The sequence below is a fragment of the Rhodococcus sp. 077-4 genome, from assembly GCF_047782425.1.
Taxonomy (GTDB): domain Bacteria; phylum Actinomycetota; class Actinomycetes; order Mycobacteriales; family Mycobacteriaceae; genus Rhodococcoides.
Map to the genome: position 1 here is coordinate 1771187 of NZ_JAJPWC010000001.1, position 13870 is coordinate 1785056.

The window sequence follows — 13870 nt, forward strand, 5'->3', positions numbered from 1 at the left end:
ATCCTCACCCGAATTGGAGCTTGTCTGACATGGACGACCGTCGAGTCGCCGCGGTTCTGAGCAGTGCCGTCGCCATCATTCACCCCGTGCTCGACATCCTTGCGACACGGGATCCGATAGGGCTCAAGGGGCGAACGTTCCGCAAGTCCTCGGCGGACGATACGACGCTCGACAACGTTCTCGACTTCGTCGCGAAGGCGTTCGACACCACCGACTTCCCGGGGACGGCAGGCTGGGAAGAACTCGACGCCGACGCCCGGTCCCAGTGGTGGGTCAACCGCATCGGAGCTCTCAACACCGTTGCCGTGGCATTCCCCGGTGTGTTCGGTCTGCTCATCAACCGTTTGCCGATCCAGGATCTGCTCGGGTTCGCCAACCAGGCGATGGTGCTGGTCGCCGTGGCCCGCGAAACCGGAGTGACCGACCGCGAGACGCATGTGGCGCTGCTCGGATCGGTGCTGTGCAAGCGCGATCTGACATCGCTGGCCGACAGTGCCCCGGTGAAGAAGGAAGAGTCGCCCAAGTCGGGTCCGTTCGCGCTGCTCCGCGGAATGTGGCAGATCGCGAACGTGCTGCGCGACGTGGTCGGTGAACTGGACAAGCGCCCGCACCCCCGCGGCATCTACCGTGTGCTCGGTGCCATCCCGGTAGTCGGCGGAGTCGCCGGATATCTCGGTGAGCGTGGCGCTCTTTCGCGTGCCGCCAAGCAGGGACGCAAGTGGCTTGCCGCCCACCGCACGGCCCCTGTCGTCGGCTCGGGCACGCCGGCGAAGCAGCTGCGCAAGTAGGTCGGGGAGCCAGGTGAGGCCACCCTGGTCGGTTTGCCCCAGGTTCGGACGGCGATACTAGGATGCTCAGGGCGCGCGAGCGCCCACGATCGATACAGGAGGGGAGAGCAGCAGTGACCTACTCGATTGCAGAACCGTGCGTAGATGTACTGGACAAAGCGTGCATCGAAGAGTGCCCGGTGGATTGCATCTACGAGGGTAACCGAATGCTGTACATCCACCCCGACGAATGCGTCGACTGCGGAGCCTGCGAGCCCGTCTGCCCCGTCGAGGCCATTTTCTACGAGGACGACGTGCCCGAGCAGTGGAGCGCCTACGTCGGTGCCAACGTCGACTTCTTCGACGACCTAGGATCTCCCGGTGGCGCAGCGAAGCTCGGCAAGACCGACTACGACCCGCCGTTCATCAAGGCTCTGCCTCCCATGGGCGAGAACTGACTCCCTTGGTACGTACAGCGGTGGCAGCGGGGCTGCCCGACTTTCCGTGGGACTCGCTGACCGCCGCCAAGGAGAAGGCGTCGGCTCATCCGGACGGCATCGTCAACCTGTCGGTCGGCACGCCGGTGGACCCGGTCGCCGAGGTCATCCGCACTGCGCTGAATTCGGTTGCGGATCAGCCCGGTTACCCGACTACCGTCGGAACACCAGCGCTGCGTGAGGCGGCGGTCGCTGCGCTGGAGCGCCGCTACTCGATCACCGGTCTCTCGCTCGACGCCGTGCTGCCCGCCATCGGCACCAAGGAAATGATCGCGTGGCTGCCGAAACTTCTCGGCCTGGGAGCCGACGACCTGGTCGTCATCCCCGAATTGGCATATCCCACATACGAAGTGGGCGCACTGCTCGCCGGTTCTCGTACGCTGCGGGCCGACGGTCTGAATCGACTCGGACCCGAGCGGGCGTCGCTGATCTTCGTCAATTCGCCGTCCAACCCGACCGGCAAGGTGCTCGGTGTCGAACACCTGCGCAAGGTGGTCGAGTGGGCGCGTGAACGCGACGCCATCGTCGTCTCCGACGAGTGTTACCTGGGGCTGACCTGGGACGCCGACGCAGTGTCCGTGCTCGATCCGCGGGTGTGCGACGGCGATCACACCAATCTTCTTGCCGTGCATTCTCTTTCGAAGACCTCGAACTTGGCCAGCTATCGCGCCGGCTTCGTGACCGGTGATGCGTCCCTCGTCGCCGAGTTGCTCGAGGTGCGCAAGCACGCCGGCATGATGGTGCCGCTGCCGATCCAGGCCGCCATGACTGCGGCGCTGGCCGACGACGAACACGAGAACATCCAACGCGAGCGATACCGCGCCCGGCGTACGGTGCTCAAAGCGGCCGTCGAGGCAGCGGGATTCACCGTCGACCACTCCGAGGCCGGGCTCTACCTGTGGGCCACCCGCGACGAACCATGCCGCGACACCGTCGACTGGCTCGCCGAACGCGGCATCCTCGCCGCGCCAGGGGAGTTCTACGGACCCAACGGTGGTCGACACGTGCGCATTGCATTGACGGCCACGGACGAACGCATCGACGCTGCGGCTACTCGCCTGCGCGGGTAGTGCGCTGACTGTCCACTATTTCCCACGGCGAACGGGATCCCGCCTGCCGATGTGAATTGTGGACAGCGAAGTCGGTTGGCTCCGGCTCCACCTGGGTGTTCTCATATACCCATGACTCTCAGCCTGCTGCTCAGTTTCGCCGGTGTGTGTTTTCTGCTGGCGATTCTGCCCGGGCCCGATTCGTTTCTGGTGCTGCGCTACAGCATCGGCGGCCTCAAGCCCGGCATCGCGGCGGCGATGGGGGTCGCGATCGGCGGACTGTTCTGGGCCGCATTGGTGGCCGTCGGGCTGGCGGCGATCGTCGAACAATCGGCGACGGCGTATCGCGTCGTCAAAGTTCTGGGCGGGCTCTATTTGCTGTACCTGGGGGTCAAGGCGTTCCGAGCGCGACGCAAGAACAAGGTGGCCGGTGAGCCGATGGTGACGGTCGCTGCGTCCGCGTGGTCGGCGTTCGGTGCCGGAGTTCTCTCGTGCGCGCTCAATCCCAAGGTCGGACTGTTCTACCTCGCGGTGGTTCCGCAGTTTCTCACCGTGGTCACCTTCGCCGGTGCCATGACGCTCGGTCTGGTGGAAGTGGTCGTGGCCGCGCTGGTGATGGGAGCCTTCTCCGTTCTCGCCTCACGAGCGGTGGCGTTGCTGCGCAGGCCCGCGGTGACCGACTGGCTGGACCGCATCAGCGCCGGAATCCTGGTGGCGCTCGGCGTCGGAACGGTTGCGTCCTCGGCGTAGCGTCGCAGGCTACGGCTCGAGGTCCGGCTCGCCCACATCCCAGCCACCGCGTCGGATACGCAGTATGTAGACCAGTTCGTTGCTGCCGAACGCCTCGACGGTGGTGAAGCGCTTCGGCTCCGTGTTGACCTCGGGATTACGGGCGTGAGCTTCCTCGTAGAGCTGAGTGGCCCGCAGATCGGCCAATTCCACCCGGGTCCAGAAATCGTCGGACTGCACCGAGTAGACCAGCCGCGGCGCGCCGTCGGTGACGTGGGCGATGTCGATCTCGTCGTCGTCGGAATCTGAGTCTTCGAGGTCCAGGTCGAGTTCGTCCTCGGAATCGACGTCCTGCTCGGCGTCGGTTCCGATCAAATAGACACCCGCCTGCAGGTCACCGGCAGCGACCGTCATGTACTCGGCGTAGTCGCCGGTGTCGATTCCGTCCACGTCCATGTATGTACGGTAGCCATGTGCTGCTTCGTTCACTGAACCCACTCGCCGTTGCGCGAGGAGACGATATTCCCGACGCCGTCACGATCGACGGAGTCTCGCTCTCCCGTGCCGACATTCTGGGCGCGGCGACGTCCGTTGCCGAACGGATCGCGCGCGCCGACCGGCTGGCGGTCTATGCGACACCGTCGGTCAAGACGGTGCTCGCTGTCGTGGGCGCACTCATCGCAGGCGTCACCGTGGTGCCGGTTCCACCGGACGCGGGTGTCGCCGAACGTGAGCACATCCTCCGCGACTCGGGCGCGCAGGCGTGGCTCGGTGAAGCGCCGCCGGACACCTCCGGGCTGGAGGTTCTGCCGGTGCGTCAACATGCGCGGTCGTGGCACAGCTACCCCGAACCGCAGCCGTCCTCGGTTGCATTCGTGCTCTACACCTCCGGTACTACCGGACCGCCGAAAGGCGTCCTGATCTCGCGTAGCGCCATCGCTGCCGGCCTGGACGCGCTGGCGCAGGCCTGGGCATGGACGTCGAAAGATACTGTGGTGCACGGGCTTCCGCTGTTCCATGTACACGGTCTGATCCTCGGCGTACTCGGCCCGCTACGGGTGGGCAGCCCACTGATTCACACCGGCAAGCCGACGCCGGAGCTCTACGCCGCCGCACGCGGATCCCTCTACTTCGGTGTACCGACGGTGTGGTCGCGAGTCGCCGCCGACGAGACGTCCGCGCGCGCCTTGGCCGGTGCCCGGCTGTTGGTCTCGGGCAGTGCGCCGCTGCCGGTCCCGGTGTTCGAGAAGCTGCGTGAACTCACCGGCCAGGCCCCGATCGAGCGTTACGGCATGAGCGAAACCCTCATCACCATCAGCACCCGCGCGGACGGGGAGCGTCGAGCAGGCTCGGTGGGACTACCGGTTGCGGGAGTCGAAACACGTCTGCGCGGCGAGAAGGGCGAAATCCTTCCGCACGACGGCGAATCCATCGGCGCGCTGCAGATTCGCTGCCCCATGTTGTTCGACGGCTATCTGAACAACCCGGAGGCGACGGCCAAGACCTACACCGAGGACGGATGGTTCGACACCGGAGACGTCGCCCTCATCGAGCCCGACGGATTCCACCGAATCGTGGGACGAGCCTCGACCGACCTGATCAAATCCGGCGGCTATCGCGTCGGCGCGGGGGAGATCGAGACGGTATTGCTGGGGCACCCGAGTGTCGACGAGGTCGCCGTGGTCGGCGTGCCCGACGACGACCTGGGTCAGCGCATCGTGGCGTTCGTCGTCGGCACCGATGTCGAGGATCGAGTGCTGATCGATCTGGTGGCCACCGAACTGTCGATTCACAAGCGGCCCCGCGAGATTCGGGTGGTCGACTCCCTCCCGCGCAACGCGATGGGGAAGGTACAGAAGAAGCTGTTGACCTAGTCGTCAGCAAGGCTTCGGGGTAGCCGTTAAATTCGAGGGATGACCACTCTCGATGGTGCTCGCATTCTCGTCCTCGGTGCCGGCGGCGGGCTCGGCGGCCCGATCGTCGAGCAACTTGCGCAGGCCGGTGCCCGGCTGACCGTCAGCGGCCGAAGTATCGAGTCGGATCATCACACGGTGCATGCCGATCTGACGCTGCCGGATTCGGCGAAGACGGTCGTGGCGGCGGCCGTCGAACATCACGGCGGATTGGACGGGATCGTCATCGCGGCCGGTGTCGTGGCGTTCGGACCGGTGACCGAGGTGGACGACGACACCGTGGACGAATTGCTGCTGCTCAACTACTTGGCACCGCTCCGTGTGCTTCGAGAAGCCTTGACGACCCTGGATCAGGGCGGGTTCGTGCTCAACATCAGTGCAGTCGTTGCCGACAAGCCGATGCCGAACATGGGTGCCTACTCGGCGAGCAAGGCCGCGGTGAGCGCGTTGCTGAAAAGTGTTCGTACGGAAGCGCGTAAGTCGAAGATCAGGATCGTGGACGTGCGTCCGCCGCACACCGAGACAGGCCTCGCGACGCGGCCCATCGCCGGGCAGGCACCGAAACTGCCGGAGGGTCTGACGCCGGAGACGGTGGCAGCTCGTATCGTCGCGGCGATCACCGACGACGAGACGGACGTCGGCGCCGATCAGTTCTCGTAAGCTATTGTCGGCACCGTGACCGAGACACACGTGACCGACGCAGCCAGAAGGCTCGTGCGTCGTCGCACCATCGATTTCGGTCTCGTCTGCACTTCCTCCTGTTCGTAATTGTCGATCGAACCCATCCCCGACGAGCATTTCGCGCTCCTCGGGTAGTTCCGGCAACCCTCGACTCGAACAGGAATTCACCATGACCACATCTGTGTCCCATCTCGGCGGCGTCATCGCTGCCACCGACGACGCCGTGCAGGCCGACGCCAAGAATGCCCACGCGGTCTTCCGCGCTTCCGCCACCGCGCACGACGCCGTCGCCAGCACCGTCACCCTCGGCAAGTACAGCGTCGAGGTCGACGAGCCGCCCGCCCTGGGCGGTGAGAACAAGGCCGCCAACCCGGTCGAGTACTACCTGGCGTCGCTGCTGTCCTGCCAGGTGGTCACCTACCGCGTGTGGGCCGAGAAGCTCGGCATCACCGTCGAGGACATCAAGGCCAAGGCCGAGGGTGACCTCGACGTGCGCGGATTCTTCGGCTTCGACGACGACGTTCGTCCCGGCTTCGGCGAGGTGCGCGTCGTCGTGACCGTCACCGGCCCCGAGACCCGGGAGCGGTACGAGGAGTTGCAGAAGGCCGTCGACGATCACTGCCCCGTGCTGGATCTGACGCGCAATCCCACCCCGATCCACACCGTTCTCGAAACGGCCTGATGTCATGAGCGAACGGACATTCGGCCTGCGTACCAGGGCAATTCACGCCGGGGCGAGGCCAGATCCTTCCACCGGTTCGCGAGCTGTGCCGATTTATCAGACGGCGAGCTACGTGTTCGAGAATTCCGCGGACGCGGGCGATCTGTTCGCTCTGCAGAAGTACGGCAACGTCTACAGCCGCATCGGTAACCCCACCGTCGCCGCCTTCGAGGAGCGCATTGCGAGTCTCGAAGGCGGCATCGGGGCGGTTGCGTTCGCCAGTGGGTTGGCGGCCGAGTTCGCAGTGTTCGCCGCGCTGGCCGGCACCGGCGACCACATCGTTGCCGCGGCCGGGCTCTACGGCGGCACCGTGACGCAACTGGACGTGACGCTGCGTCGGTTCGGTGTCGAGACCACGTTCGTGCCGGGCACCGATCCGGCGGATTATGCAGCTGCGGTGACGGATTCGACCAAGCTCATCTACGCCGAGATCATCGGCAACCCGTCGGGCGAGATCGCGGACCTCGAAGGCCTCGCTTCCGTCGCGCACGAGCACGGGATTCCGTTGGTGATCGACGCGACGATGGCAACGCCGTGGCTGAGCAGGCCGATCGAGTTCGGTGCCGACATCGTGATCCATTCGGCCACCAAGTTTCTCGGCGGTCACGGCTCGACGCTCGGGGGAGTGGTGGTCGAATCCGGGCGATTCGACTGGGGCTCGGGCAAATTTCCGCAGATGACCGCGCCGGTGGCCTCGTACGGTGGGCTGTCGTGGTGGGGGAACTTCGGTGAGTACGGCTTTCTGACCAAGCTGCGCAGCGAGCAACTGCGCGACATCGGCGGCGCGCTGGCACCGCAATCGGCATTCACGCTGATCCAGGGTGTCGAAACGCTGCCCCAGCGTATGGACGCGCACGTGGCCAACGCCCGCGTTGTAGCCGAATGGCTCGAGCAGGATCCGCGTACCGACTACGTGAGATGGGCTGGGCTGCAGGGCCATCCGCATCACGACCGGGCGGCGAAGTATCTCCCTGCCGGCCCTGGTGCGGTGTTCGCCTTCGGAATCGACGGTGGCCGCGAGGCCGGCCAGACGTTTGTCGAGAGCGTTCAGGTCGCCAGCCACGTCGCCAACATCGGTGATGTACGCACTCTCGTGATTCACCCGGCCAGCACCACGCATCGACAGCTGACCGACGAGCAGCTCCGCGGCGCAGGTGTGGAACCCGAGTTGATTCGCATCAGCGTCGGGCTCGAAGACGCCGAGGACATTCTGTGGGACCTGGATCAAGCTCTCACATTGGCAACAGGAAAGGCGCGGTCATGAGCGAGCGCACCTGGCAGGGCCCGTCGGCGCAACAGCGTCAACGCATCCTGCGCGAAACCAAGACCGTCGCAATCGTCGGCGCGTCCAAGAACCCCTCGCGGGCAAGCTACTTCGTCAACCGATACCTGTCGTCGACGAGCAACTACGAGATATTCCTCGTCAACCCCACGATCACCGACATCGAAGGGACGACGGTCTATCCGACACTCGCCGATCTGCCGAAGCCACCGGATCTGGTCGATGTGTTCCGCAAGTACGACGACCTTCCCGCCGTTCTAAAGGAAACCATTGCAGCGCAGGCGAAGACGATCTGGCTGCAGCTCGGGTTGTGGCACGAGCAGGTCGCGCACGACGCGGAGGCAGCGGGACTCAACGTCGTCATGGATCGATGCCTGAAGATCGAGCACGCCCGATTCCACGGAGGACTGCATCTGGCCGGATTCGATACGGGAGTGATCGATTCGCGTCGAGCACGCGGATAGGGGCCTACGCCTTCAGGAGGCGACCGCTGATCACTGTGGCGAGTGCTCGCGGGGCGAAACGCACACTGCCGGCGCTGATCTTGTTGGACAAACCGGAGACGACGCTGGCGGGGGTGCGGCGAGAATCCAACGCGCGCATGGCCGTCGAGACCACCTGTTCCGAGGTCTGGTACTTACCCACCGCGGCGTCCTCGGAGCCGACGACGTCGAAGAACTCGGTGCGCGTCGGGCCGGGGGAGAGGGCAAGAATCTTCAGCGGCGAGTCGCGGTGCTCGAAGGCCAGCGCCTCGGTGAAGTTGAGGACGAAGGCCTTCGTTGCACCGTAGACGGCCATGTTGGGTGTGGGTTGGTAGGCAGCGGTACTCGCGATGTTGATCAGCGCGCCGGTCAGGTTCGGCAGAAATGCGTGCGTCAGGTCGACCAGGGCGCTCGTTCAGCGCGATCTCAGCGGCGACGCGTTCGGGATCCTCGTCGGCAAATGTGCCGTGGGTTCCGAACCCTGCGTTGTTGACGAGGGTCGTCGGGGTGATCCCTTTGTCTGCCAATGTGCTTCGCAGTGTCACGCCGACGCCGGGGACGCCCAGATCCATCGCGACGACGGTGGCGGTGACGCCGTGCTCGGCTTCGATCCGGTGCGCCAGGGTGTCCAGTCGATCGGCGCGTCGTGCCACGAGGACGACGTTCTCGCCACGTGCGGCGAAGCGGATGGCGAATTCTTCGCCGAGGCCCGAACTTGCTCCGGTGATGAGTGCTGTGGAAGTCATGTTCGCCAATGTAGGCAGTGTCAGCATTGTTGTCAACGCCAACATCGCCTAGGGTGAACCCATGGCAACGCAGCGCTACCACCACGGTGACCTGCGCGCGGTACTGCTCGACGAAGCCGAACGAAGCATCGCGCACGGCGGGGTCGACGCATTGTCGCTTCGGCAGCTGGCCAGGGATGTCGGTGTCAGTCACGCCGCCCCGGCGCGTCACTTCCGAGACAAGCAAGCGCTCTTGGATGCGCTGGCGCTGCACGGTTTCGAGGAATTGAATCGTCGAATGGCCGCAGCGGCAACGGGTCCCGGTGAGTTGATGGCCCGGTTCCGCGGCGTCGCCCGCGCCTACCTCGGATTCGCCGTCGAACACCCGGAGCTGCTGGACGTCATGTACAGCACCAAGCATCATCCCGACGCCAGTGAGAAGCTGAAAAGCGTTGCGCACGAGAGTATGACGGCAACCGAAGATTTGTTGGGGGAAGCCATCGCGGCAGGTGTGATCACCGAGGCGCCACCTGCGATCCTCGCGCGCGTTGCCTTCGCGAGCGTGCACGGCCTCGCGATGCTGGCCACCGGTGACCTGCTCGACGGCGTTCCGACCGAGGACTTGCTCGACGCGACCGTCGATACTCTGCTGCGCGGGTTCACCTAATCGGGTCATTCCGCAGGCTCCACTCCTTGGCTAAGTTGAACGGCATGACCGAATACGACCTGCAACGCTTCGTCGACGCTCAAGACCCCGTCTGGACTGCGGTGACGAAGGAGCTGAAGGCGGGACGCAAGCAGACGCACTGGATGTGGTTCGTGTTCCCGCAGTTGGCAGGGTTGGGGCGTAGCGCGACCGCCCAACACTTCGGTATTGCCGATCTGACCGAGGCCGAGCTGTACCTGTCCCACGAGGTACTGGGCCCTCGCCTGAAGAAGGCAGCAAAGCTCGTGGTTGCTGTCGAGGGACGCACGGTCGACGAGATCTTCGGCTACCCCGACAACCTGAAGCTGCATTCGTCCATGACGCTTTTCGCCGAAGCTACCAAGGGCCAGTCGGTGTTCGGCGAAGTGTTGCAGAAGTATTTCTCCGGTGAATTCGATAGCCCGACACTCGACTTGCTCGACGAGCGATACCGCTAGCATCGCATCCATGACCACTCCACTCGCCGGTTCCATTGCCTTCGTCCACGCCAGCTGGCACCTGGACATCGTCGATCGCGCGCGAGTGGGATTCGCCGCCGAGCTCGAGCGCCTCGGGCAGGCCGAGACGCCCATCGACGTGTTCGAGGTGCCTGGGGCCTTCGAGATCCCGCTGCACGCACAACGGCTCGCCAAGACGGGAAAGTACGCAGCAATCGTTGCCGCAGCATTGGTGGTCGACGGCGGAATCTACCGACACGACTTCGTCGAAACGGCCGTCATCGACGGGTTGATGCGAGTGCAGCTGGACACCGAGGTCCCGGTGTTCTCGGTGGTGCTGACGCCGCATCACTTCCACGAGCACGCCGACCACAACGCCTTCTTCACCGCGCATCTGGAAACCAAGGGCGCTGAGGCGGCGCGCGCCGTGGTGAAAACCCTGGCTTCATTGGGAACCATCGGCTGACACTCGGCGGGCAATCCTGTGTTCGACGAATACGCGGTGCTCGACGAGCTCGAACGACGGGAACCGATCTTCCACCGTCGCGAGTTCGGCATCACGCGTGACGACTTCGATCGACTCACGGATGGCGACTTCTGGGAGGTCGGTGCATCGGGCCGGCGGTACGACCGCGAGCAGGTCTGGGCCGTTCTCGCGGGGCGATACGAATCGGACCCCACCGGGCGACACGACGCCGACTGGACGGCTAGTGAATTCGAGCTTCGCGAAATTGGAGCAGACACGTATTTGCTGACCTACATTCTCGAGCAGGGCAACCGGCTGACCCGCAGGATGACGTTGTGGCAGCGACGCGAGGGTGATTGGAAGATCCTTTATCACCAGGGAACGCCGATAGCAGGTTCCGTCTCCGTTACCACGCCCCACCGACAGGTTCTGAATAGCGAATAGTCAATCAGCACAACAGTTTTCGATTCAACCATGGTTGCCAGTCGAACACTTGTTCGATACAGTTGGTCCCATGACCGCAGCGATCTGGCAACTGAGCGAAAGCGAACTCCTCGCCGGCGCCGCCGCGGTCTCCCACCAGATCCAACTCCTCGAAGCCCGACGGATAGCCCTCGTCGCCGAGATCGACACCCGCGTCAGCCGAGAGAAGCTCGGCTTCCCCGGACCAGCAGGCTGGCTGACCTCCACCACCCTGCTCAGCCCCAGCAAAGCCACCAAGATCGTCGCCCTCGGCCGCGGACTGAAAGACTTCCCCGACATCGCCGACGCCATAAACACCGGCGTCATGTCCGTCGACCACGCCGCCCTGATCCTCACCTTCGCCGAAACCCCACCCAAGAACCTCCCCCAAGCAGGACAAGACATCGCCCGCAAGGCCATGATCGACGCCGCTACCGGACCCGAAGCACGCACCAGCAGACTCCGCGCAGCGATCACCCGCCTGCACGACACCTACGGCAGCAAGAAGCCACCCGCCGAAGACACCGACCGCAACGAACTGTTCGCCTCGAAAACCCTGAACGGGCGACTGGTCATGAAAGGTGGCTTCGATGCGGTCACCGGAGAAAAACTCTTCACCGCCCTCTCACCACTGACCGAACCCCGACCCGCCGCCGACGGCACCCCCGACGAACGATCCCCCGCCAAACGCCGCGCCGACGCCCTCGGACACATTCTCGATCAGTACCTCGCCTCGAGTGATCGACCCATCGAAGGCGGCGAGAGACCGCATGTGAACCTGCACATCACCCTGCGGGACCTCACCGACCTCCGCGACAGCGCGGACAGCGCCGATGACATCGCGGACGACGAGAACTTGCGCACTGCAACAGAATCCGACGATGACGCCGACACACACGATCCGGTCGACATCAACACCGGTGAACCGATCCACCCCGACGGGGTCGACGAGGCGGATGGACTTTCCGTCTCCGACAGCTCGAGAACCCCTGCCGAATCGGATGCTTGGGAGCCGGGCGCCGACAATGACGGTGACGGTGGCAATGGCGGTGGCGGTGGCGGTGGCGGTGGCGGTGGCGGTGGAGCGGATCGTGGCGCGTACGGGGATCTGTTCGGTGACGGAACCACCGTCGGCTGGCTGCCCTGGATGGGACCACTCTCCCGCAACACATCCCGCCAACTCGCCTGCGACTGCGTCCTGACCGCCATCGTCATGGACGAGAACGGCTCACCGATCAACCTCGCCCGCACCGTCACCGCCAAACAACGCAAAGCCCTCATCGCGAGAGATCACACCTGCGCCTTCCCCGGCTGCGGAAAACCCGCATCCTGGACCGAAGCACACCACATCCGGCACTGGGCCGACGGAGGCCCCACCGACATGAACAACCTCGTCCTACTCTGCGGATTTCATCACCGACTCCTCCACCACAGTGACTGGGAAGTATTCATCGGTGCCGACAACCACCCGTGGTTCGTGCCCCCGGCAACAGTGGATCCCTATCGACAACCCCGACAATCGCACGCCCGAGCAGGTCCCCACATCGCCTGAGCCCCAGAAATAACTCCAGCCCCGCACCGAAACGACGGTGCGGGGCTGGAAGGGGTTGTTCGACAAGCTGATTCGAGTGAAATGGACTCTCAGTCGTTGGCGTGCAATGCCGCGTTCAGTTCGACGCCGGTGCCCTTCCACGGCACAACCTCGACCGCACCCGAAAGCGAGTTTCGGCGGAACAGCAGGTTGGACTTGCCCGACAGGGTCGCTGCCTTCACCGCAGTGCCATCCGGACCGCTGACCTTGGTGCCTGCGGTGATGTAGAGCCCGGCCTCGACGACGCAATCGTCGCCGAGGGAAATCCCGAGACCCGAGTTGGCTCCGAGCAGGCAGCTCTTGCCGACCGAGATGACGCTCTTGCCGCCACCGGAGAGCGTGCCCATGATCGACGCGCCACCGCCCACATCGGAACCGTCACCCACCACGACGCCCGCCGAGATGCGCCCTTCGACCATCGAGTTGCCGAGCGTCCCGGCGTTGAAGTTGACGAAGCCCTCGTGCATGACCGTCGTTCCGCTGGCCAGGTGCGCGCCGAGACGCACGCGATCGGCGTCGGCGATACGAACTCCGGTGGGAACGACGTAATCGACCAGGCGCGGGAACTTGTCGACGCCGTACACGGTTACCGGACCGCGAGCACGCAGTTTCGCGCGCACCGTCTCGAAACCGTCGACCGCTGCCGGGCCGAAGTTGGTCCACACGACATTGGTCAGCAGACCGAACACGCCGTCGAGGTTCTGACCGTGCGGCTGAACCAAGCGGTGAGAGAGCAGATGTAGTCGCAGGTACGCGTCGTGTGCGTCGATCGGGGCGTCGTCGAGCGAGGCGATGCTGGTGCGAACCGCAACTACCTCGACGCCGCGCGCCTCGTCCGGGCCGAGAAGAGCGGCGAATTCTGCGGGAATGTCGGCTCCCTCGAGGCGAGTGGTACCGGTCTCGAAGCCCGACCCCAGCTCTGGGCTCGGGAACCAGGTGTCGAGAACTACGCCCGACGTCGTGATGTTGGCAATACCTACTGCTGATGCTCCATGTGCGCTCACGGGACGAAGAATACGCGGTGGGCAGAATGCGGTGGGCCGGGCAACGGTGCCCCGGCGGAGGACTGTTCTGCCGGCCGACTCGGGCACGCGGAATGTCGAAGCGCCGCGGTTCGGGCGAAGCGTCGGTTCGTTACCTGTTCGAGCGTCGAGCGTGACCGCATCGGGACACAGCCGGATGGGAAGCAGGCAAGCCACCTGACAGAGTTTCACCGATGACCACTCGTACCGCCTCCCGCAGCAGCGGAGTGGCCTCGGTGATGGCGGACAGCGTGTCGTTCACCGGATTGGTGACGACCTTTGCGTCGACGATCGTGCTCGGAGTTGCGTTGGGATTGGTCGTCGCAGGGGCCTGGTAGAC

Annotated in this window: 17 protein-coding genes and 1 pseudogene; 15 read left to right on the plus strand and 3 right to left on the minus strand. The window is 64.7% G+C overall.

The genetic code is table 11. From position 1 onward, the window contains the following. Nucleotides 1-29 precede the first annotated feature (29 nt). The 4 genes from ACNEOT_RS08725 to ACNEOT_RS08740 all read left to right on the plus strand — a co-directional run bounded on the left by ACNEOT_RS08725 (nt 30) and on the right by ACNEOT_RS08740 (nt 3063). Nucleotides 30-788: a hypothetical protein gene (locus ACNEOT_RS08725; RefSeq protein WP_415973477.1), complete on the plus strand. Its 759-nt coding sequence runs from the start codon at nt 30-32 to the stop codon at nt 786-788. Between the two features lie 113 nt (nt 789-901). Beyond that, complete coding sequence (fdxA, locus tag ACNEOT_RS08730; RefSeq protein WP_008714223.1) at nt 902-1225, plus strand: ferredoxin; 324 nt, start codon at nt 902-904, stop codon at nt 1223-1225. Between the two features lie 5 nt (nt 1226-1230). Then, on the plus strand, nt 1231-2334 hold the full coding sequence (dapC, locus tag ACNEOT_RS08735) for a succinyldiaminopimelate transaminase (protein WP_415973478.1): 1104 nt from the start codon (nt 1231-1233) through the stop codon (nt 2332-2334). Between the two features lie 111 nt (nt 2335-2445). After that, nucleotides 2446-3063: a LysE family translocator gene (locus ACNEOT_RS08740; protein WP_415973479.1), complete on the plus strand. Its 618-nt coding sequence runs from the start codon at nt 2446-2448 to the stop codon at nt 3061-3063. A gap of 9 nt (nt 3064-3072) precedes the next feature. Here the strand turns inward: ACNEOT_RS08740 and ACNEOT_RS08745 are convergent, their stop codons facing one another. After that, nucleotides 3073-3498 (minus strand): hypothetical protein, encoded by a 426-nt coding sequence (locus tag ACNEOT_RS08745; RefSeq protein ID WP_415973480.1) that lies wholly within the window; start codon nt 3496-3498, stop codon nt 3073-3075. Nucleotides 3499-3500: 2 nt separating this feature from the next. On the opposite strand from ACNEOT_RS08745, the gene ACNEOT_RS08750 reads away from it, so the two are divergent. The 5 genes from ACNEOT_RS08750 (at nt 3501) to ACNEOT_RS08770 (ending at nt 8103) form a co-directional block, all read left to right on the plus strand. Then, entirely contained in the window at nt 3501-4916 is a 1416-nt protein-coding gene (locus ACNEOT_RS08750; protein ID WP_415973481.1) for an acyl-CoA synthetase, read from the plus strand. A 39-nt stretch (nt 4917-4955) separates the two neighbouring features. Beyond that, nucleotides 4956-5615 carry an SDR family NAD(P)-dependent oxidoreductase gene (locus ACNEOT_RS08755; RefSeq protein ID WP_415973482.1) on the plus strand — a complete coding sequence of 220 codons (660 nt, stop codon included), beginning with the start codon at nt 4956-4958 and terminating at the stop codon, nt 5613-5615. 190 nt (nt 5616-5805) lie between these two features. Further along, nucleotides 5806-6318: an OsmC family protein gene (locus ACNEOT_RS08760; protein ID WP_415973483.1), complete on the plus strand. Its 513-nt coding sequence runs from the start codon at nt 5806-5808 to the stop codon at nt 6316-6318. 4 nt (nt 6319-6322) lie between these two features. After that, the gene (locus ACNEOT_RS08765) at nt 6323-7621 is read left to right on the plus strand and encodes an O-acetylhomoserine aminocarboxypropyltransferase/cysteine synthase family protein (RefSeq protein ID WP_415973484.1); all 1299 of its coding nucleotides are present in this window, start codon (nt 6323-6325) and stop codon (nt 7619-7621) included. Beyond that, nucleotides 7618-8103, plus strand: a complete 486-nt coding sequence (locus ACNEOT_RS08770; protein WP_415973485.1) for a CoA-binding protein — start codon at nt 7618-7620, stop codon at nt 8101-8103. The genes ACNEOT_RS08765 and ACNEOT_RS08770 overlap by 4 nt, the downstream gene beginning before the upstream one ends. Before the next feature lie 4 nt (nt 8104-8107). On the opposite strand, the pseudogene ACNEOT_RS08775 reads toward ACNEOT_RS08770, so the two are convergent. Next, nucleotides 8108-8912, minus strand: a pseudogene (locus ACNEOT_RS08775) (SDR family NAD(P)-dependent oxidoreductase). A 16-nt stretch (nt 8913-8928) separates the two neighbouring features. Here ACNEOT_RS08775 and ACNEOT_RS08780 point away from each other — a divergent pair. The 5 genes from ACNEOT_RS08780 to ACNEOT_RS08800 all read left to right on the plus strand — a co-directional run bounded on the left by ACNEOT_RS08780 (nt 8929) and on the right by ACNEOT_RS08800 (nt 12469). Beyond that, entirely contained in the window at nt 8929-9513 is a 585-nt protein-coding gene (locus tag ACNEOT_RS08780) for a TetR/AcrR family transcriptional regulator (RefSeq protein ID WP_415973486.1), read from the plus strand. Between the two features lie 44 nt (nt 9514-9557). Continuing rightward, a complete protein-coding gene (locus ACNEOT_RS08785) occupies nt 9558-9989 on the plus strand; it encodes a DUF1810 domain-containing protein (RefSeq protein ID WP_415973487.1) in 432 nt (143 codons plus the stop codon). Between the two features lie 10 nt (nt 9990-9999). Continuing rightward, nucleotides 10000-10455 (plus strand): 6,7-dimethyl-8-ribityllumazine synthase, encoded by a 456-nt coding sequence (locus tag ACNEOT_RS08790; RefSeq protein ID WP_415973488.1) that lies wholly within the window; start codon nt 10000-10002, stop codon nt 10453-10455. Nucleotides 10456-10473: 18 nt separating this feature from the next. After that, nucleotides 10474-10899: a DUF4440 domain-containing protein gene (locus tag ACNEOT_RS08795; RefSeq protein ID WP_415973489.1), complete on the plus strand. Its 426-nt coding sequence runs from the start codon at nt 10474-10476 to the stop codon at nt 10897-10899. Nucleotides 10900-10969: 70 nt separating this feature from the next. Then, nucleotides 10970-12469 (plus strand): DUF222 domain-containing protein, encoded by a 1500-nt coding sequence (locus ACNEOT_RS08800; protein WP_415973490.1) that lies wholly within the window; start codon nt 10970-10972, stop codon nt 12467-12469. An 89-nt stretch (nt 12470-12558) separates the two neighbouring features. On the opposite strand, the gene dapD is transcribed toward ACNEOT_RS08800, so the two are convergent. Further along, on the minus strand, nt 12559-13512 hold the full coding sequence (gene dapD / locus ACNEOT_RS08805) for a 2,3,4,5-tetrahydropyridine-2,6-dicarboxylate N-succinyltransferase (RefSeq protein ID WP_415973491.1): 954 nt from the start codon (nt 13510-13512) through the stop codon (nt 12559-12561). A 212-nt stretch (nt 13513-13724) separates the two neighbouring features. Here dapD and ACNEOT_RS08810 point away from each other — a divergent pair, with 212 nt between their 5' ends. Continuing rightward, nucleotides 13725-13868 (plus strand): hypothetical protein, encoded by a 144-nt coding sequence (locus ACNEOT_RS08810; RefSeq protein ID WP_415973492.1) that lies wholly within the window; start codon nt 13725-13727, stop codon nt 13866-13868. The last annotated feature ends 2 nt before the right edge of the window (nt 13869-13870 follow it).

What these genes read in the sequence shown, in the direction of transcription:
- ACNEOT_RS08765 (WP_415973484.1), top strand. Translation starts at nt 6,323, where the DNA reads ATGAGCGAACGGACATTCGGCCTGCGTACCAGGGCAATTCACGCCGGG.
- ACNEOT_RS08785 (WP_415973487.1), top strand. Translation starts at nt 9,558, where the DNA reads ATGACCGAATACGACCTGCAACGCTTCGTCGACGCTCAAGACCCCGTC.
- ACNEOT_RS08770 (WP_415973485.1), top strand. Translation starts at nt 7,618, where the DNA reads ATGAGCGAGCGCACCTGGCAGGGCCCGTCGGCGCAACAGCGTCAACGC.
- ACNEOT_RS08810 (WP_415973492.1), top strand. Translation starts at nt 13,725, where the DNA reads ATGACCACTCGTACCGCCTCCCGCAGCAGCGGAGTGGCCTCGGTGATG.
- ACNEOT_RS08745 (WP_415973480.1), bottom strand. Translation starts at nt 3,498, where the DNA reads ATGGACGTGGACGGAATCGACACCGGCGACTACGCCGAGTACATGACG.
- ACNEOT_RS08755 (WP_415973482.1), top strand. Translation starts at nt 4,956, where the DNA reads ATGACCACTCTCGATGGTGCTCGCATTCTCGTCCTCGGTGCCGGCGGC.
- ACNEOT_RS08740 (WP_415973479.1), top strand. Translation starts at nt 2,446, where the DNA reads ATGACTCTCAGCCTGCTGCTCAGTTTCGCCGGTGTGTGTTTTCTGCTG.
- ACNEOT_RS08780 (WP_415973486.1), top strand. Translation starts at nt 8,929, where the DNA reads ATGGCAACGCAGCGCTACCACCACGGTGACCTGCGCGCGGTACTGCTC.
- ACNEOT_RS08750 (WP_415973481.1), top strand. Translation starts at nt 3,501, where the DNA reads ATGTACGGTAGCCATGTGCTGCTTCGTTCACTGAACCCACTCGCCGTT.
- ACNEOT_RS08790 (WP_415973488.1), top strand. Translation starts at nt 10,000, where the DNA reads ATGACCACTCCACTCGCCGGTTCCATTGCCTTCGTCCACGCCAGCTGG.
- ACNEOT_RS08725 (WP_415973477.1), top strand. Translation starts at nt 30, where the DNA reads ATGGACGACCGTCGAGTCGCCGCGGTTCTGAGCAGTGCCGTCGCCATC.
- ACNEOT_RS08760 (WP_415973483.1), top strand. Translation starts at nt 5,806, where the DNA reads ATGACCACATCTGTGTCCCATCTCGGCGGCGTCATCGCTGCCACCGAC.
- ACNEOT_RS08800 (WP_415973490.1), top strand. Translation starts at nt 10,970, where the DNA reads ATGACCGCAGCGATCTGGCAACTGAGCGAAAGCGAACTCCTCGCCGGC.